17 protein-coding genes and 1 tRNA gene are annotated in these 17,980 nt (G+C 48.3%); 12 read left to right on the forward strand and 6 right to left on the reverse strand.

The features are described 5' to 3' along the window. Nucleotides 1–119: 119 nt before the first annotated feature. Nucleotides 120–2,045 carry an ATP-binding cassette domain-containing protein gene (locus BUB35_RS13290; protein WP_072852499.1) on the reverse strand — a complete coding sequence of 642 codons (1,926 nt, stop codon included), beginning with the start codon at nucleotides 2,043–2,045 and terminating at the stop codon, nucleotides 120–122. A 139-nt stretch (nucleotides 2,046–2,184) separates the two neighbouring features. Between BUB35_RS13290 and BUB35_RS13295 the strand changes: the two genes are divergently transcribed. The 4 genes from BUB35_RS13295 to BUB35_RS13310 all read left to right on the forward strand — a co-directional run bounded on the left by BUB35_RS13295 (nucleotide 2,185) and on the right by BUB35_RS13310 (nucleotide 4,828). Continuing rightward, nucleotides 2,185–2,892, forward strand: a complete 708-nt coding sequence (locus BUB35_RS13295; protein ID WP_072852501.1) for a redox-sensing transcriptional repressor Rex — start codon at nucleotides 2,185–2,187, stop codon at nucleotides 2,890–2,892. Between the two features lie 185 nt (nucleotides 2,893–3,077). Further along, nucleotides 3,078–3,908 carry a thymidylate synthase gene (gene thyA, locus BUB35_RS13300; protein ID WP_072852503.1) on the forward strand — a complete coding sequence of 277 codons (831 nt, stop codon included), beginning with the start codon at nucleotides 3,078–3,080 and terminating at the stop codon, nucleotides 3,906–3,908. 12 nt (nucleotides 3,909–3,920) lie between these two features. After that, nucleotides 3,921–4,409: a dihydrofolate reductase gene (locus BUB35_RS13305; RefSeq protein WP_072852505.1), complete on the forward strand. Its 489-nt coding sequence runs from the start codon at nucleotides 3,921–3,923 to the stop codon at nucleotides 4,407–4,409. A gap of 32 nt (nucleotides 4,410–4,441) precedes the next feature. After that, on the forward strand, nucleotides 4,442–4,828 hold the full coding sequence (locus BUB35_RS13310) for a hypothetical protein (RefSeq protein ID WP_072852506.1): 387 nt from the start codon (nucleotides 4,442–4,444) through the stop codon (nucleotides 4,826–4,828). 53 nt (nucleotides 4,829–4,881) lie between these two features. On the opposite strand, the gene BUB35_RS13315 is transcribed toward BUB35_RS13310, so the two are convergent. Beyond that, nucleotides 4,882–5,712 carry an aldo/keto reductase gene (locus BUB35_RS13315; RefSeq protein WP_072852508.1) on the reverse strand — a complete coding sequence of 277 codons (831 nt, stop codon included), beginning with the start codon at nucleotides 5,710–5,712 and terminating at the stop codon, nucleotides 4,882–4,884. Nucleotides 5,713–5,726: 14 nt separating this feature from the next. Next, nucleotides 5,727–6,941 carry a CCA tRNA nucleotidyltransferase gene (locus tag BUB35_RS13320; RefSeq protein ID WP_072852510.1) on the reverse strand — a complete coding sequence of 405 codons (1,215 nt, stop codon included), beginning with the start codon at nucleotides 6,939–6,941 and terminating at the stop codon, nucleotides 5,727–5,729. 157 nt (nucleotides 6,942–7,098) lie between these two features. Here BUB35_RS13320 and BUB35_RS13325 point away from each other — a divergent pair. Beyond that, nucleotides 7,099–7,171, forward strand: a tRNA-Lys gene (locus BUB35_RS13325). Here BUB35_RS13325 and BUB35_RS19800 read toward each other — a convergent pair. Continuing rightward, a complete protein-coding gene (locus BUB35_RS19800; protein WP_276326391.1) occupies nucleotides 7,172–7,306 on the reverse strand; it encodes a hypothetical protein in 135 nt (44 codons plus the stop codon). It abuts the tRNA gene before it with no gap. Nucleotides 7,307–8,220: 914 nt separating this feature from the next. Here BUB35_RS19800 and BUB35_RS13335 point away from each other — a divergent pair. The 4 genes from BUB35_RS13335 (at nucleotide 8,221) to BUB35_RS13350 (ending at nucleotide 13,685) form a co-directional block, all read left to right on the forward strand. Further along, nucleotides 8,221–9,201: a protein kinase family protein gene (locus BUB35_RS13335; protein ID WP_072852514.1), complete on the forward strand. Its 981-nt coding sequence runs from the start codon at nucleotides 8,221–8,223 to the stop codon at nucleotides 9,199–9,201. A gap of 209 nt (nucleotides 9,202–9,410) precedes the next feature. Next, nucleotides 9,411–10,880, forward strand: a complete 1,470-nt coding sequence (locus BUB35_RS13340; RefSeq protein WP_072852516.1) for a PEGA domain-containing protein — start codon at nucleotides 9,411–9,413, stop codon at nucleotides 10,878–10,880. A gap of 105 nt (nucleotides 10,881–10,985) precedes the next feature. Further along, nucleotides 10,986–12,704: a phospho-sugar mutase gene (locus BUB35_RS13345; protein WP_200777613.1), complete on the forward strand. Its 1,719-nt coding sequence runs from the start codon at nucleotides 10,986–10,988 to the stop codon at nucleotides 12,702–12,704. A gap of 237 nt (nucleotides 12,705–12,941) precedes the next feature. Further along, entirely contained in the window at nucleotides 12,942–13,685 is a 744-nt protein-coding gene (locus BUB35_RS13350; RefSeq protein WP_072852529.1) for an N-acetyltransferase, read from the forward strand. A gap of 30 nt (nucleotides 13,686–13,715) precedes the next feature. Here BUB35_RS13350 and BUB35_RS13355 read toward each other — a convergent pair whose 3' ends face one another. Both BUB35_RS13355 and BUB35_RS13360 read right to left on the reverse strand, forming a co-directional pair. Further along, nucleotides 13,716–14,378, reverse strand: a complete 663-nt coding sequence (locus BUB35_RS13355; protein ID WP_072852531.1) for a DUF1287 domain-containing protein — start codon at nucleotides 14,376–14,378, stop codon at nucleotides 13,716–13,718. A 230-nt stretch (nucleotides 14,379–14,608) separates the two neighbouring features. After that, entirely contained in the window at nucleotides 14,609–15,775 is a 1,167-nt protein-coding gene (locus BUB35_RS13360) for an iron-containing alcohol dehydrogenase (protein ID WP_072852533.1), read from the reverse strand. Between the two features lie 183 nt (nucleotides 15,776–15,958). Here BUB35_RS13360 and BUB35_RS13365 point away from each other — a divergent pair, with 183 nt between their 5' ends. From BUB35_RS13365 to BUB35_RS13375, 3 genes are all read left to right on the forward strand, one after another. Next, complete coding sequence (locus BUB35_RS13365; protein WP_072852535.1) at nucleotides 15,959–16,444, forward strand: RNA polymerase sigma factor; 486 nt, start codon at nucleotides 15,959–15,961, stop codon at nucleotides 16,442–16,444. Further along, the gene (locus tag BUB35_RS13370) at nucleotides 16,441–17,565 is read left to right on the forward strand and encodes an anti-sigma factor C-terminal domain-containing protein (RefSeq protein ID WP_072852537.1); all 1,125 of its coding nucleotides are present in this window, start codon (nucleotides 16,441–16,443) and stop codon (nucleotides 17,563–17,565) included. The genes BUB35_RS13365 and BUB35_RS13370 overlap by 4 nt, the downstream gene beginning before the upstream one ends. A gap of 273 nt (nucleotides 17,566–17,838) precedes the next feature. Then, the coding region (locus BUB35_RS13375) for a transposase (RefSeq protein ID WP_200777612.1) at nucleotides 17,839–17,980 on the forward strand (142 nt) is incomplete at its 3' end.

The following is a 17,980-nucleotide window of genomic DNA, read 5'->3' on the forward strand; positions in this document are numbered from 1 at the left end:
GCCTTGAAACTTCGACTTTTCCCTCGTCGGAAGTAAATTCCAACAAGGATTCCATAAGAACCCTACGTGTTCTTTTTTTATGTCTTGATTTTTTGAGTCTTTTCCGAAAGGCTCTTTTTTTATGCGTGGAGCCCTTCCCATTCTTCATAAAGCTCTTCCAGTTTTTCTTCCAGTTTTGTCTTTTCCTCGAAGATTTCCTGGGCTTTGGCGTAGTCGGAGCTTGCCGCTGCCATATCCTCATCGGCTTTGGCAATGGCTGCTTCTGTTTCCTCAATGGCTTTTTCTACTTTGGCAATCTTTGCCGCCAGTTTCCGCTCTGCTGCCTGCTGTTCTTTCTGTTTCAGCCAATCGCTCTTGGTGTCGGTCATGGTCTGGACAGGAGCGGGAGCTGCGCCTTTTACAGGCTGTTCTGCCGCAAGCAGGGCTTCTTTTCTTGCCCGTTCTGCTTTTTTCTCCATATAATAATCGTAATTGCCCTCATAGCGAGTGATGCCTTCGGGGGAAAGCTCCAGTATGATCTGGGCAGTCTTATTGATGAAATAACGGTCGTGGGAGATGTATACCACGGTGCCTTCATAGCGGTTCAGAGCGTCCTCCAGCACTTCTTTGGAGAACATATCCAGATGGTTGGTAGGTTCGTCCAGCATCAGCAGGTTTGCTTTGGAAAGCATGATTTTTGCCAGAGAAACGCGACCTTTTTCGCCGCCGCTGAGGGAAGAAACCTGTTTGAACACGTCATCTTCCGTAAAGACAAAGGCTGCCAGCATATTGCGGATTTCCCCTGCCGTCAAAGTGGGGTAAGTATCGGAAATTTCATCGAAAATGGTCTTGTTGCTGTCTAATTTCTGCTGTTCCTGGTCATAATAACCCACATGAACATTGGTGCCGAACCGCATAAGCCCGCTGTCAGAAGGCACTTCGCCCAGAAGCATTTTAAACAGTGTGGATTTGCCCACGCCGTTGGGACCGATGATGGCAACGGTTTCCCCACGCTTGATATCCAGATTCACATGGCGGAAAATACGCTGTCCGCCGTAGGACTTGGACAGTTCTTCCGCATGGAGTACGTCACTGCCGCTGATGATGCGGGGTGTCAATGTCAGGCGCATATGGGAAGGCAGGCTGTCAGGGCGATCGATACGCTCGGTTTTTTCCAGCTGTTTTTCCCGGCTTTCTGCACGCTTGATGGATTTTTCCCGATTGAATGCCTTCAGTGTGCGGATGACTTCTTCCTGACGTTTCAGTTCCCGCTGCTGGTTTTCGTAAGCCTTCTGCTGGATGTCCCGATTGATGGCTTTCTGGTTCATGTATGCGGTGTAGTTGCCGTTGTATACAGTGGATTTTCTGTTTTCGATTTCCACGACTTTGGTGACGATTTTATCCAGGAAATAACGGTCATGGGAAATGATGAGGACAGAGCCGTCGTATGTTTTCAGGAAATCTTCCAGCCATTCAATGGAAGCAATGTCCAGATGGTTGGTAGGTTCGTCCAGCAGCAGCAAATCCGGCTTGGATAACAGCAGTTTGCCCAGATACACACGGGTTTTCTGTCCGCCGGAAAGCTGGGACAGGGGGCGGTCAAATTCATCCTCCCCAAAGCCCAGACCTTTCAGTACACCTTTCAGACGGCTTTTGTAGCTGTAACCGTCGTTTTGTTCAAATTCGTGCTGTAAAGACGCGTAATCCTCCATCATGTCAGACAACTCTTTTCCTGACAGGTGTGTCATTTCGTTTTCTATTTCACGAAGACGGACCTCGGCCGTTAAAATTTTTTCAAAGACCGATAGCATTTCTTCATAAATTGTGCGGCTGCTTTCTATTTGTTGGTTCTGTGCCATGTAGCCCATGGTGGTTTCTTTTTTCAGGAAAACATCGCCGCCGTCAGCGGAGATTTCCCCCGTCAAAATGCGGAACAGGGTGGTCTTGCCGGCGCCGTTAACGCCTACGATTGCGGTTTTTTCTCTTTCTTCTATATGAAATGTGATGTTTTCCAATATGGTGTCGATGCCATAGGATTTTTCTATGTGATTGACTGCAAGTATCATGTTTTATTCCTCCGTAACCCTTGGGTTGTCCACAATTATGATACCAGAAAAAAGGGCGGAATAAAAGAGTTATTGTTGACAATAAAATAACAGGCGTGCTATACTGAAATCAAATTGAGTAGGAGAGGATTTGGATAATATGGATAGTGAAAAAAAGATTTCACCGGCGGTAATAAACAGATTACCCAGATATTATCGGTATTTGGGCGATTTGCTGGAAAGCGACATCACCAGAATTTCTTCCAAAGAGCTCAGTGCAAAGATGAATATTACAGCCTCTCAGATTCGCCAGGATTTGAACAATTTCGGCGGCTTCGGTCAGCAGGGATACGGCTATAATGTAGAATATCTTTACAATGAAATCAAAAAGATACTGGGATTGGATCGTATGTACAATATGATCGTTATTGGCGGCGGTAATATCGGTCAGGCGTTGGTCAATTATACAAATTTTGAAAAACGCGGTTTCGTCATCAAAGCAGTTTTTGACATCAATCCTCGTCTGGTTGGCATGACCATCCGTGGCGTGGAGGTTTATGACGTGGACAAAATGGAGGAATATGTGAAAAACAATCGCGTAGACGTTGCCATTTTGACACTGCCTCGTTCACAGGCTGTTAAGGTTGCCCATGATTTGGCAAAATGGGGCGTAAAGGGCATGTGGAACTTCAGCCATGTGGATTTGCAGGTTCCCGATGATGTGCTGGTGGAAAACGTGCATTTGACAGACAGTCTGATGACACTGCTTTACAAGATCAATGAAATGTACAGCGAAGAAAACGATCTGCATCACCTGCAGAACGGTCTGCCTGTAAAACACCGTCAGGTGGAAGAAGAAGAAAAGTAAAAACAGACAATGAAATAAAAAAACAGACAATGTCCGTGGCGTTGTCTGTTTTTTTGCGTTTTTTTTGCGCATTTTTTTCTGCTGTGACCAAGAGGCGTTGGGAAAATTGGGTTGACGGCGGCAGAAAGATAGGGTATCATAAAAGAGAGAAATGTAATGAGTGATTGTTTAGGAGGAAAGAAACATTGAGCAGAGCAGACGATATTTTCATACAGAATTGCAAACAGATTTTAGAGCATGGCTTTTCTACAGAAAATGAAAAGGTGCGCCCCCACTGGGAAGACGGCACACCCGCTTATACCATCAAGACCTTTGGCGTGGTGAACCGCTATGATCTGAGCAAGGAATTTCCTTTGCTGACACTGCGCGCCACCAACTGGAAAGCAGCCATTGATGAAATCCTGTGGATCTGGCAGAAAAAATCCAACAACATCCACGACCTGAACAGCAAAATCTGGGATTCCTGGGCAGACGAAACAGGCTCCATCGGTAAGGCTTATGGCTACCAGCTGGGTGTGAAATACAAATTCAAACATGGGGAAATGGACCAGGTGGACAACGTGCTGTGGCAGCTGAAAAACGCTCCTGCGTCCCGCCGTATCATGACAAACATCTACAACTTTGCAGACCTGACAGAAATGGGACTGGAACCTTGCGCTTACAGCATGACTTTCAATGTAACAGGCAATAAACTGAACGCCATTTTGAACCAGCGTTCTCAGGATACATTGGCAGCAAACAACTGGAATGTGGTGCAGTATTCCGCACTGCTGATGATGTTTGCACAGGTCAGCGGACTGGAGCCCGGCGAACTGGTACACGTCATTAGCGACATGCATATTTACGACCGTCATGTACCTATCATCAAAGAACTCATTGAACGGGAAACATTCCCCGCACCCAAGGTGCGTTTGAATCCCGAAATCAAGAATTTCTATGATTTCACTGTAGATGACTTTATCGTGGAAGACTACGAACACGGCAAACCCATCGGCAAAGTGCCCATTGCCATTTAAGGAGGAAAACCCATGAATCTCATTGTAGCAGTAGACGAAAACTGGGGCATCGGCAAGGACAATGAACTGTTGTGCCGCATTTCCGCAGATATGAAAAATTTCCGTGCGGTGACCATGGGTCATGTGCTGGTGCTGGGCAGAAAGACACTGGAATCTTTCCCCGGCAAAAAGCCTTTGCCCAAACGCACCCATATTGTGCTGACAGCAAACAAGGCTTATGAAGCAGAAGGGGTGACCCTTTGCCATAGTCTGGAAGAACTGCCTGCAGTGCTGGCGGATTACGAGGATGATGATATTTTTGTTATCGGCGGCGGCAGCATTTATGAGCAGCTTCTGCCTCAGTGCAAAAAAGCATACATCACCAAAATCTATGACAAATTTCCTGCGGATACCTATTTCCCCAATCTGGATGAAAAACCGGAATGGACATTGACAGAAAAAGGGGAAGTGCAGGAAGAAAATGGCGTGAAATTCTCTTTTGACATTTACGAACAAAAATAAAGTGCTGTTTCGGGGGAAAGGGGAGGATTTGTATGTTGACGATTTACATTCATCGGAAAAAAGTGGCAGACATCATTTGTATGGTGTATGCCCTGATGTTTACCAATCTGCTGAATTACTGCAATCTCATACGTGCACGCACATACGACCCCAAATGGGCGTATGCGGCATTTGGATTGATTGCAGTGTATTTTCTGGTGCTGTATATCTTCACCCAGATTTGTGATTGGAAGATGGCAGCCATCAATCTGGTGGTATTCATTGTGGCGCTGGTCATCCGCAATGGATTAGATGGCTTTTTCCTCTTTCTTGCGGCACCTGATTTTTCGTCGGTACTGTTTATGATCTTCATCCTTTGCCATCGGGGGCATGAAGCAAAGAAAAAGAAGGAACCTCTTTCTCAAACAACGATAGAATGATAAAAAACAGCCGGAATCCCTACATATTGAAGGATTCCGGCTGTTTTTGTTTTTTAGAATGTGTCGGGATGATGTCCGCCCCATCCTGTCTGGGGCATGCACATCAGACGGGACATGTCCTCAGGAGAAATGGTGAAATCGAAAATATCCAGATTTGCTTTCATACGTTCCGCGGAGCTGGATTTAGGCAGAGGCAATACATGATTGTCCAGGGCAAAACGCAGACAAATCTGTGCAGGTGTTTTGCCGTATTTTTCTGCCAGTTCCAGCACCAGCGCATCTTCCAGCACACGGGTACGACCCAGAGGGCTCCATGCTTCCACCAGAAGTCCCTGCTGCTGAGAATAATGGACAGCATGTGCCTGACAATATCCGGGATGGTATTCCAGCTGGTTTACCATGGGTGTAACTTCCGCTTCTTTCATGAGGGGCATCAGATGGTGAGGCAGGAAGTTGCTGACACCGATGGCACGGATAACATTTTCTTTGTAAAGCTTTTCCAATGCACGCCATGCGGACAGGTCTTTTTCCTGCCATTTTTCACGGTCTGTTTCGGGCATAGGCCAGTGGAGCAGACAAAGATCCAGATAGTCTGTTCCCAAGTCTTTCAGGGAATTTTCCACGCTTGCCATGGTGTCGTCATAGGACAGGTCGTCACGCCATACCTTTGTGGTCAGAAAAATGTCTTTTCTGGCAACGCCGGAAGCGGCAATGCCTGCGCCTACTTCTTTTTCGTTCATGTACATGCGGGCAGTATCCAGATGGCGATAGCCAACGGAAAGGGCTGTTTCCACAATGCCCTGTGCAGATTGGTCGATGACTTTATAAGTGCCAAAGCCCACTTTGGGGATTTTCACACCGTTATATAATGTAAAGTATTCCATGATTGATTTCCTCCTTATTTCTGCTGGAGCTTCAGCGCTTTTTCCAGCAAATATTCTCTTTTGTTGTGTTCCGGTTCATGGAGGACGTCCTCCAGCAGCAGCCCAAGGGTTTCCCCTACGGCTTTTCCGGCAGGGATGCCTGCGTCCATCAAGGCTTTGCCGTCCATTTCCAGCATTTTCAGATTCAGACAGTCCCCATCCGCAAGGACTTTTGCGAGGATTTCCCTTGCTGTGGCTACAGCGGCTTTGTCCTGTAAGATTTCCTGTAAAATGAACAGGTTTTCCGTCAGTTCCATGCCCAGAATCCCTGCTAACTTCCGCACTTCGTAAGGTGTCTGGGGGATGGGCTGGGATAAGTGCCGCAGATAGGTTTGAATCTGCTTGGCTGTGGCGTTGTCAAATTTCAGTTTTTTGCAGAAAGTCTTTGCCTCGGCTTCCATGAAAGATTGCAGCACCAGCGTCCACCGCAGAGGGGCAGAAACGGGCGCGGCTTTCAGCTGGGGAACCAGTGTTTCGCCCAATGCCGTCAGACGTTTGTCCAGTAAACCGTCAATGTGGGGCAAAAGACCGCTTGAGAGCAACAGGGACAGCTTTTCAGGAAATGGAGATTTCCAAAGTTTGTCCAGCTCCTCGTGGATGCGTTCTACACTGATTTTTTCAATGAGTGCGGCGTTTTCCTGCAATGCGGTGTAAGTGGCATCGTCCACCTGAAAGCCCAGCTGTGCCGCAAAACGGACACAGCGCAGCATCCGCAGAGCATCTTCCTGGAATCGCTTGGCAGGCTCGCCCACACCGCGGATGAGAGAACGGCTGATGTCCTCCTGTCCGCCGAAAGGGTCGCGGAACCCTTCGGCAGGGTGGTAGGCAATGGCGTTCATGGTGAAGTCCCGCCGCAAAAGGTCTTCCTCCAGATTGGAAGTAAAAGAAACCTCGTCGGGATGTCTGCCGTCGGCATAGTCCCCGTCAATGCGGTAGGTGGTGATTTCGTAATTGGTTTTGTTCAGAACAACGGTGATGGTGCCGTGCTGGATGCCTGTGTCAAAGGTGTGGGAAAATAACGCCTTTGTCTGCTCCGGCAGAGCAGATGTGGTGATGTCCCAGTCCTGGGGGATGCGCCCAAGAATGGAATCCCGCACACAGCCGCCGACAATGTAGGCTTCGTAACCGCCGTCGTTGAGGGTTTGCAGAAGGGCGTTCACGTCCTCCGGCAGTGTGATTTGTTTTGTCATGTAAAAACCTCATTCCGGTTGTAAAAATTCTGTTTTGCCGTTACAGTATATCATATTCTAAGGGAAAATCAAAAATTTTTTTGGGATTTTCGGGAAAAAAGAGTTGACATGCCCCCGGCAGCGTGATATTATATTTTACGCAATCAAAATAACATATGCGCCCTTAGCTCAGTTGGTAGAGCAACTGACTCTTAATCAGTGGGTCCAGGGTTCGAGTCCCTGAGGGCGCATCATTCATAAAAGGCAGCGTTTTTCGACTTCGCGTCGGGGGGCGCTGTTTTTTTGCTTACCTGTAAGCCATGCGGCTGGTAAGAAAACAGGGCTGGAAGTGCTTGCATTTCCAGCCCTGTTTTGTTGGCAGCCATAGGGTGTCAGCCTACAACCGAAGTACTCGAAGAGTGCTGAGGTTGTACATGGGTTACAGGTAAGACACGCGAGAGAAGGAGGGAGAATATTTATATTCTCCCGCGGCTTTTTTCATGAGATGCATAGGGCGTCAGCCCACAACCGAAGTACTCGAAGAGTGCTGAGGTTGTACATGGGTTACAGGTAAGACACGCGAGAGAAGGAGGGAGAATATTTATATTCTCCCGCGGCTTTTTTCATGAGATGCATAGGGCGTCAGCCCACAACCGAAGTACTCGAAGAGTGCTGAGGTTGTGCAAGGCTTACAGGTAAGAGGTGTCAGAGAAGTGAGCGTCAGCCCACAACCGAAGTACTCGAAGAGTGCTGAGGTTGTGCATGGCTTACAGGTAAGAGGTGTCAGAGAAGTGAGCGTCAGCCTACAACCGAAGTACTCGAAGAGTGCTGAGGTTGTACATGGGTTACAGGTAAGACACGCGAGAGAAGGAGGGAGCATATTTATATGGTCCCGCGGCTTTTTTCATGAGATGCATAGGGCGTCAGCCCGCAACCGAAGCATTTTCAATGCCGAGGTTGTGCAAGGCTTACAGGTAAGAGACGTAAGAGAAGGGGGTGTCAGCCAAACGGGAAAGCCCTTAAAAAGAGCCGAGGTTGTGCAAGGCTTACAGGTAAAAGACGTAAGAGAAGGGGGCGTCAGCCAAACGGGAAAGCCCTTAAAAAGAGCCGAGATTGTACAAGGCTTACAGGTAAAAGGCGTGAGAGAAGGAGGGCGACAGCCGCACAGGAAAGCACCTGAAAAGTACCGAGGTTGCCCATGGTGTTTCCCCCTTTCCCATTCCTTTCATATTTTCCCTCTTCCCGCCATAAACTGATACAGAGAAATTTTTTTGGGAAGAAGGATTGGGGGAAGGATTTTATGGAGGATACATACGGGAAAATCTTGTGGGAGGGCTACGGTCTGAAGTATTACGGCGGTACCCGTACCCGCACGGGGCTTATCTGTAAAACAGATGTGGGACTGAGAGAACTGAAGAAGGCACGGAGCCGCCGGGAAGACCTGCTTTTTGCCCATGAGGTGAAAACCTGCCTCTACCGCAACGGCTTTTCTGCCCTTTCTCTTTTTTATACAGCACAGGACGGACAGCCTTTTTTTGCTTGGGACGGCAATCTTTATCTGCTGGAAAATCCCATGCCCACCAAAGGTCTGGAGGAGGATCAGGCAGGGGATTTTGTAGCTGGGGCAGCCCTCATGGGACAGATGCATCGGGCTGCGGCAGGCTTTCCATCTCAGGAAGGGCAGGAGGAACGTCCAGTTTTGTGGCAGCGGCGGTATCGGGAATTTGTGAAGATCCGCAGACACATGGAACGGCAGGGGAAGTATTCCCCCTTGGATTTGCTGGTCATGCGCCATTACAGCACCTTTGCGCCTCGTGCACAGGAAGCCCTGAAGACCTTGGAAGATGGCGGCTATGGTGGCATTGCCCATGGGCAGAAGCGGGCAGGCGCTTTTTGCCACAACCAGTTCAAAGGCAGCAATCTGTGCCGAAAAGAGGACGGCAGTCTGTGGGTCGGCGGCTTTGAACAATGTACCGGAGACATTTTTGCCGTGGATTTGGCGGCGTATCTGCGGCGGTTCTGGCGGAAAGTGCCCGAGGAACGGGAAAAACTGGAAGAAGTGCTGGCGGCTTACGAAGGGGAGCGGTCCATGGCAGAGGAGGAACGGAAGCTTTTGGTGCCTTTGACAGCCTTTCCAGAAAAATTTCTGCGTCTGGTGCATGAGTCCTATAACCGCCGGAGAGTCTGTGTTTCTCCTGCCATGGAGGAGCGTCTGGCAGATGCGGCGGCGGAAGAAAGCCACATGGGCGACCTTTCTCAGGCATTGGAAAGGCTTTTTTGAAAAATATTGGAAAAAGGGCGTGAAGCAAGCCGTTTTCAGGAGAAAATATGTCTGAAAATCAGAAAATCAGAAAAATTTCAGCCTGCTTTCTTTTCTTATGAAGAAACCCCTAGCTTTGCGCCCTGAATTTCTCTTGCAACTTCGGGAAGAAACGTATAAAATGAGACTAAGACAGTCTGCAAATCATTCCCCGAAGGAGGAGAAACGGTATGAAGGACTATCATTTTGAAAATGACAATAAAGAATTCGACACCACCATACGGTTGGATCATATAAACGAAAAAGTAAAAGAACTGGAACAGAATCAGACAGACGAGGACGACTTGGGGGACAAGGACGAGTTCCTCAACGCCTTTGAATCAGAAAAATTTGAAGATCCTCTGCCCATACAGCCGGCGGAGGAACCTGTGACATTCGTCACAAGAGAACCCAGAAAACAGCCTGTCTATGACGGAGGACAGCCACCTATGCCGCCCAAAGACGAGGACGATGAGGAGGACGAGCCTTTCTGGAACAAAAAGACCATTGGGCTGATCACCATTGCTGCCCTTGTGGTGCTGGGCATCTGCTTTGGCATCGTGAAAATGGTGTTTTTCTCCAATCCGCTGGATAAGGCAACAGAAGCCGCACCCATGCTGGTGACAGAAGTGCTGGATGAGGAAGAACTGCTGGTCTATGACATCAACGCGGCAAAGCAGAAAACCGTGAACCTGACGCCGGAAACGGTGGTCTATAACGAAGACGAGGTACAGATACAGCCGGACATCATACAGATGGGCGATCTGCTTATGATACAGATGGATCAGGACGGCGAATTTGCCGTGACCATTTCTTATGACGACAGCATCAAGAAAGAAGAAATCACCGGGCTAAAGGCTGATACTTCCGCCAAGGAACTTGTGGGGGAAGACCGCTCTTTTGCCTATGACAAAAAGACCATTTTCTACTACGACGAGGAGGAAATCCGCCCCGAGGATATCGAAAGCTGTGACGTGCTGGAAATCAGCGGCATCGGCGATGTGGTATGGTCTGTAAAAGTACTGGAATATCACGGGTATATCACCGTGGAAAATGCCCAGAACATCAAAAACGGCACCTTTACATTGGATGAGGAAGAACCTGTGCCCCTCAGCGATGTGGAAAAAATCGCTGTGAAAGAAGGCACCCATTCCATCACCATCAAAGGGGATAATATCGAAAGCCGCACAGACAGCGTACTGGTGCAGGCAGGAGAAACGACGGTTTACGACCTGTCCAAAGCCCAGCAGAAAATGGGCGTACTGGCAGTCAATGCCAATGTTTCCGATTATAAGCTTTACATCAACGGCGCACTGGTAGACAGCAGTCAGCCTTCCGTACTGCCCTTTGGGGAATACGATGTGGTAATCCTGAAAAATGGCTATAAAGAATGGAGTCAGACTGTGACACTGAATCAGGATGCCGTCAGCGTGAATGCCCAGCTGGAGAGAGAAGAACAGCTGGCAACGGTGGTCATTAACTGCAACGAAGCAGACGCCAATGTGTTCATCAACGGCGAGGAAAGAGGCACCGCGCCTTTGCAGGTGACACTGCCTTATGGCACTTATGAAGTGGAAGTATTCAAAGACGGCTTCACTTCTTATCACCAGACTGTCCAGATTCAGAGCAGTGTGGTGCACATTTCCGCAACATTAGGTTAAACCCTCTTTTTTGCGGCAGACCATGCCGAAAACTGCCGCAGCAGGAGAGGATACAGCATAGACAAACAAAGACAAAGAACAAAGGGAGGAATCAAATTGGATCACATGGAAAGATACCATCAGTGGCTGGCAGACCCCGCCATTGACGAAGCAACAAAAGAAGATTTGCGGAAAATTGCCGCAGACGAAAAGGAAATCAAAGAACGTTTTTACAAAGACCTGGAATTTGGTACAGGCGGTCTGCGCGGAATCATTGGGGCAGGCAGCAACCGTTTGAACCGTTACACCGTAGGTCGTGCCACACAGGGTCTGGCAAACTACATCCTGAAAGAAGGCACACAGGACAAAGGCGTAGCCATCGCTTATGACTCCCGTCATATGTCCCCTGAATTTGCCCAGATCGCTGGTCTGGTACTGGCAGGCAACGGCATTCGTGCTTATGTATACCCTTCTCTGCGTCCCACACCCATGCTGAGCTTTGCTGTACGGGAACTGGGCTGCACAGCTGGTATCGTTATCACAGCCAGCCATAACCCCCCCGAATACAACGGGTACAAAGTTTACTGGGCAGACGGCGCACAGGTTGTTGCACCCAGAGATAAAGACATCATCGCAGAAGTAAACGCTGTGGCAAGCTTCGGCGAAATCAAAGAAATGGCAATGGACGAAGCACAGGCAAAAGGTCTGTTCCAGTATATTTCCGAAGATGTGGACAATGCTTTTGACGCAAACGTACTGGCACAGCGTCAGGCACCCGAAATCATCGAAGAAATGGCAGACGATCTGAAAATCGTTTACACACCTATCCACGGCTCCGGTAACCTGCCTGTTCGCAGAGCACTGGAAAAAGCAGGCTTCCATCAGGTATATGTGGTAAAAGAACAGGAAATGCCCGACTCCGATTTCACAACTGTTGGCTATCCCAACCCCGAAGACCCGAAGGTATTCGTGCTGGCACAGAAACTGGCAGAAGAAAAAGGCGCGGACATCATCGTGGGCACTGACCCTGACTGTGACCGTGTAGGCGCAATGGTTCGCAATGACAAAGGCGAATATGTAGTGCTCACAGGCAATATGACCGGCGCACTGCTGACAGAATACATCCTGTCCCAGAAGAAAACAAAAGGCACACTGCCCGCAAACGGCGCAGTCATCAAAACCATCGTAAGTACAGAAATGATCCGCCCCATGTGCGAAGCTTACGGCGTGGAACTGATGGACGTGCTGACAGGCTTCAAATTCATCGGTGAAAAGATCAAAGGCTTTGAAGAAACCGGCAGCCATTCTTATATTTTCGGTTTTGAAGAAAGCTACGGCTGTCTGGCAGGCACATATGCCAGAGATAAAGACGCCGTTGTGGCAACACTGCTCATCTGCGAAATGGCAGCTTACTACAAGAAACAGGGCATGACACTGTATGATGGCCTCATGGCACTGTATGAAAAATACGGCTACTATCGTGAAGGTGTAAAATCCCTGACCATGAAAGGTCTGGACGGCGTAGAAAAAATCCAGAAAATCATGGCTTCCTTCCGTGCAGAAACTCCCGCAGATTTCGCAGGCGTTGCTGTGGAATGGGCAAAAGACTATAAGACACAGGTATTCAAAAATCTGAAAACAGGGGAAGAAACCACAAGCCCTCTGCCTGTTTCCGACGTTGTTTACTACACACTGGCAGACGGTTCTTGGATTTGTGTACGTCCTTCCGGCACAGAACCCAAACTGAAATTCTATATCGGCGTAAAAGGCGATTCCCTGGCAGATGCGCAGGCGAAAATCGACGCTCTGGAAGCAGATATTGGCGCAAAAGTAGCGGCAGTATAATTTAAAAATGAAAACAGGCTCTAAAAGCAACTTCCCCTTAAGAAAACATTGATTTTCCTTTTCCTTGTTTTTTTAAGGGGAATTGCAACGGCTGTCTTCATAAGAAAACATAACAAATAAAATCTTCATAAAATAAGAAAGTCAAAATCCTTTGTAATCATAAGGATTTTGGCTTTCTTTGTTTTCTTATGAAGATGCCCCTAAAAGAGCCTGTTTTTTTTGTAGGAGGGAGAAGCGATGACTGATTTTGTGAATCTCACAGCGGACAATCTGGAAACAGAGCATCTTTGCTGTATCATCCGCACCAAAACAAAGCATCCCGGCGTGGAAGCGAAACGAAAATGGCTGGCAGAACGGCTGAAAGAGGGGCATGTGTTTCGGAAATTGGATGTGAAAGGAACGGTATTTATAGAATATGCTCCTTTGGAGAAGGCATGGGTGCCTGTGGAAGGGGAGAATTATCTGTATCTCTATTGTCTGTGGGTGCTGGGAGAATATCGCGGCAAAGGCTATGCCAAAGAACTGCTGGAATATGCCATCCATGACGCCAAGGCAAAAGGAAAATCCGGCATTTGCATGTTAGGGGCAAAGAAGCAGAAAGCTTGGCTTTCCGACCAAGATTTTGCCAAGAAGTATGGCTTTGTGCCTGTGGATACCACAGAAAGCGGCTATGAACTGCTGGCGCTTTCCTTTGACGGTACCTATCCCCATTTTGGGGCGCAGGCAAAGGCGGAGAAAATGGAAAGTCAGGATTTGACCATCTATTATGACATGCAGTGTCCTTTTGTCTGCCAGACTGTGGAGAAACTGCGGGAATATTGCGATGAAAACCAGATTCAAGCAGACTTTGTGGAAGTGGATACTTTGGAAAAGGCAAAACATCTGCCTTGTGTGTTCCAGAACTGGGCAGTGTTTTACAAAGGAAAATTTGAAACGGTGAATCTGCTGGATGTGAAGGCATTGCAGAAGCTATTGAAATAAAAAAAGCATTTCCTTAGGGAAATGCTTTTTTTATGGACTGATGCGGTAATGCCCCACAATGTCATGGCGTTTTTCCAGAATATCCTGTTCATAAGCGGACTGAAAAGGGTCGTTATGGTGGATGACATAGGGAATCCCCTTGTCATTGCGCTGGTCGGACACCATGCCGATGTGGTTGGAAAATATGACAATGTCGCCGCCCTGCCATTGGTCGATTTGGGAAATGTCCGTTGTCAGAGGGATGGCGGTGTGGGAAAAGTATACGTTCAAGTTGCGGACACGGCGGAAGTCAATGTTAGGGTCGGGTTCCTCAATGTCATATTCCTCTGGATAGGCAGCAATGTCCTCCGCCACCAGTTCTTTCAGGTCATAGCCTGCGGATAACATGGCGTTGGCAATGACGTCCGTGCAGACACCATAGCCGTCGTCGGGATAGCCCGTTTCGTAGTACTTGCTTTTGTAGCGGGGCTGGGTGGCAATGTAGGTCCGTGCCCCCTGCAAAAGGTCTGTCTGGTCGTCTAGCCCATCCTCGTCTTTGTCCGTCTGGCTGTGAAAATCGGGAATCTGAAAATCTGCGTTTGTTTTGGCGTTGACGGGGTCACTGCTGGTGCCTAGAAAGTAAAAACGGCAGAAAAACAGGACGCAAGCCAAAACCACTGCCAGTATCAGCAGGAAGATGGTTCTTTTTCTCATGGTATCCCTCCTGAATGCAAAAACTGCCCGGGGGTTAGGGGCTGCTTCATCAGAAAACGAAGAAGGCTGGAATCTTTGCAATGGAAAGGACTCCAGCCTTCTTATTTTTACCTAAATTTTCATCAGAAGTGTTTTCTTCTGAAGACAGCCGTCGCAGTTCCCCTTAAGAAGGCTGGAAAGAGAAAACAATGTTTTCTTAAGGGGAACTTGCTTTCCGAGCAGTTATTTTTTTACCGATATGCTTTCTTATAAATTGCCAGACAGTCTTCAAAAGGCATGTCCGCAGGGTCTACTTTAAACAGACCGCCCATGGTGTCATAAGCCATTTTGGTATACATTTCCAGATCTTCTTCTTTGATGCCGTAATCGGACATTTTCAGGTCGTCCACATGGCAGGCAACTTTCAGATCGTGAAGAGCATCTACGAAATCCATAGGTTTTGTTGCGTCTGTTTTGCCCAATGCTTTTGCCATGGCAATCATGCGGTCATCAATAACACCACGTTCCGCCCAGTAGGCGTAGTATGCTTCACAAAGCATGATCAGACCAGCGCCATGTTCCAGTTTGGGATTTTTGCCGCTGAGAGGATGTTCCATGGCGTGTTCGGAAGTACATCCGCCGATGCTTTCGCTCATGCCGGAAAGGGTGTTAGCCAGCGCCACATCTTCTCTTGCTTCCTTGTCACTGCCGTTATTCACTGCTTTGGCAAGGCTCTTGCCGATCAGTTCGATGGCTTTGAGAGCATAAAGGTCGTTGATGGGGTTGGTGTAGCGGTTGATGTAGCCTTCGGTGCTGTGGAACAGAGCGTCAAATCCCTGATAAGCTGTCAGTTTTTCCGGTACGCTCATCATCAGGTCAGGGTCAACGATGGACAGTACGGGGAATGTGCCGTCATAACCGAAACCGATTTTTTCGCCTTCGGGATTGGTGATAACAGCCCAAGGGTCTGCTTCTGTGCCTGTACCAGCTGTGGTGGTGATGGCAACGATGGGCAGAGGGGTTACGGGAACAGCTTTGCCGCCGCCGGTACCGCCGGAAACATAGTCCCAGAACTGACCTTCGTTTGTTGCCATAACGGCAATGGCTTTTGCGGAGTCGATGATGGAGCCGCCGCCCAGACCAATGACGAAGTCACAGCCTTCTGCTTTTGCCAGGGCTGCGCCTTCCATAACATGGTGTTCTGTGGGGTTGGGCTGGATTTTGTCGAAAACCACATGAGCCACGCCTGCCTTGTCCAGCTGTTCTTCCAGACGTGCCAGATAGCCGTATTTCCGTACGGAAGTACCGCAGGAAATGACGATGAGGGCTTTTTTGCCGGGCAGGTTCTGTTTATGGAGTCTGTCCAGCTGACCGCTGCCGAACAGCACGCGGGAAGGGATATAATATTGAAATTTCATAAGTAGTTGCCTCCTTTCAGATATGACAAAAGTATACCACAGGCGGACAAAAAAGGAAATCCGTGGAAGGGCTTTTTTCTCAAAAAATCGTACAAAATCCGCCTGTTTTGGTATACTGAAAAAAGTGTAACCTTTTGGCGATGAAATCGTTTTTGAAGTAAAAGGGCAGGAAAGGAGGGGGCTATGGAATCTGACGTATTGCGGGAATTGTACGAAAAATATCACCAGAAAGCGTATCTGTATGTCCTCTCTTTGTGCCGGGACAGGGAAACGGCGGAGGATATCGTCAGCGAGGGATTTGAGAAGGCTTTCCTGACGGTGGAAGGCTGCCCGGAAGGTTTTTTCTGGTGGCTCTTGCGGGTGTGCAGGAATCTCTGGCTGGATACGTTGCGGAAACAGAAGCACCAGGGGGGAGAAATGCCCGAGGAAATCCCTGTGCCCGAGGATGCCCTTTCCGGTGTGCTGCAAAAAGAAGAAAACCGGCGGCTTTATACGGCTATGAACCGCCTTTCCCCGGCAGACCGGGAGCTTTTAATCTGGCATTATTTCGGGGGACTGTCCATCCGGCAGATGGCAGGACTACGAGGCATTTCGGAAACGGCAGTGAAAACGGCGCTGTTCCGTGCCAGAGCCAGACTGAAACAGAAATTAGGAGGTGAAAAGCCATGACATTTCGGAAACTTTTGGAGAAATACAAAAACCAAACCGCTACGCCGGAGGAACGGAAACAGGTGGAGGCGGAACTGGAAAAATACAATGCCCTGACGGAATATCTGCTGGAACAGGATGTGGACATGGAAGGGGAAGATTTGGCTGGTCAGCAGGAGGAACTGCAAAAAATCGACCGCTCCATGAAAAAACGGGGACGACGCATCATTGCCATTGCCGTGGTCATTGCCTGCGTGGTCATGGGGGCGCTGACGGCCTTCCAGCCTGTCATCAGTAAGGTTATTTGGTATGACCCAACGGAGCGGGATTTTCAGCAGTATTCTTATGATATCAGCTGTCATCTGGCAGTTTTGGCAGAACTGACCATGCCGGAAGTGCAGATGGAGTCTGTCATGATTACAGAGAAAGGATGGGGACAATATGACTTGCAGGTACAGCAGCGAGAATGGTCTTCAGGGGAATACCTCTGGGAGGATGGCACTGTTACTCGGGGGAAAATCCAGCTGAAATCTAATGTGTATCAATATAGTGTTATCAATGCGTTTTCTCGAGGAACAGCAGAGTTTGGAAACAGTGTGATGACTGAGAGTGCAGAGGCAAAAGCGGCGCTGGCAGACTTGCCGGAATATATGCAAATGGAAGCCTATGTTTCCTTAGGGAAAGATTGGACCATGGAGGAGCTGGAAAACTTTGCGGCACAGCAGGAAGGATATCTGGGCTGGGTCGGTGTGCGGACTTCTACAGAGGATCGGCAGCTTTTGCCTTTGATGGGATTTGATGCCGATAGCAGTGGATATATTTGGGATCATGTGGATGAAGCCTATCCTTTTTATGAATTGTCTATGCATGAGGATGTGCCTTTGTCAGAGGCCTGGGAGAAACATTTCCTTGCCCTGCTTCAGTACAGCGTCGACCATGGGGATTTTTACGCAAGGCTGAATCAGTCTAACAACCATGGCAGCACTTGTCAGATGGTGCAGGAATATGTGACGGAAAACGGTGTAAAAACTTATGGATTCCTGTATTACGGCACGCCGGCGGAAATGCGTAAGCTGCTGGAAAATGAAGATGTGGAAGGAATTTATGTGACGGACTACCAGCTGCGGGTACCGGGACTGTAAGGAAAAGAAATCTTGCGGAATGGGTAAAATCGTGATAAAATAACCATAAGAAAAAGGATTGCCGCTTTTCCCGAGGCGGTCTGTCCTGAAAATAGGTTTGTGACCGTCTAACTTGCAGGTTAGGCGGTCAGTTTTTTGTACGCCGAACAGGTATGACAAAACCCCCAGTTCAACTGGGGGTAGGTAAAAATACTTTAGTATAAGAAAGAAACCTCCTGCGTTATAATGAAAATGGTCTGGCAACCAAAATTATAGAAGCAGGAGGTTTTGTCAATGAATGACATAAGAAGTTTATCACATTCCAAATGGAGATGCAAATATCATATTGTTTTTGCACCTAAATATCGCAGACAGGTGATTTATAAAAAGTTAAAAGCAGATATTGGGAGGATATTAAGAGAATTATGTGAAAGGA

This window comes from Anaerotignum lactatifermentans DSM 14214, from assembly GCF_900142265.1.
GTDB classification, from domain to species: domain Bacteria; phylum Bacillota; class Clostridia; order Lachnospirales; family Anaerotignaceae; genus Anaerotignum; species Anaerotignum lactatifermentans.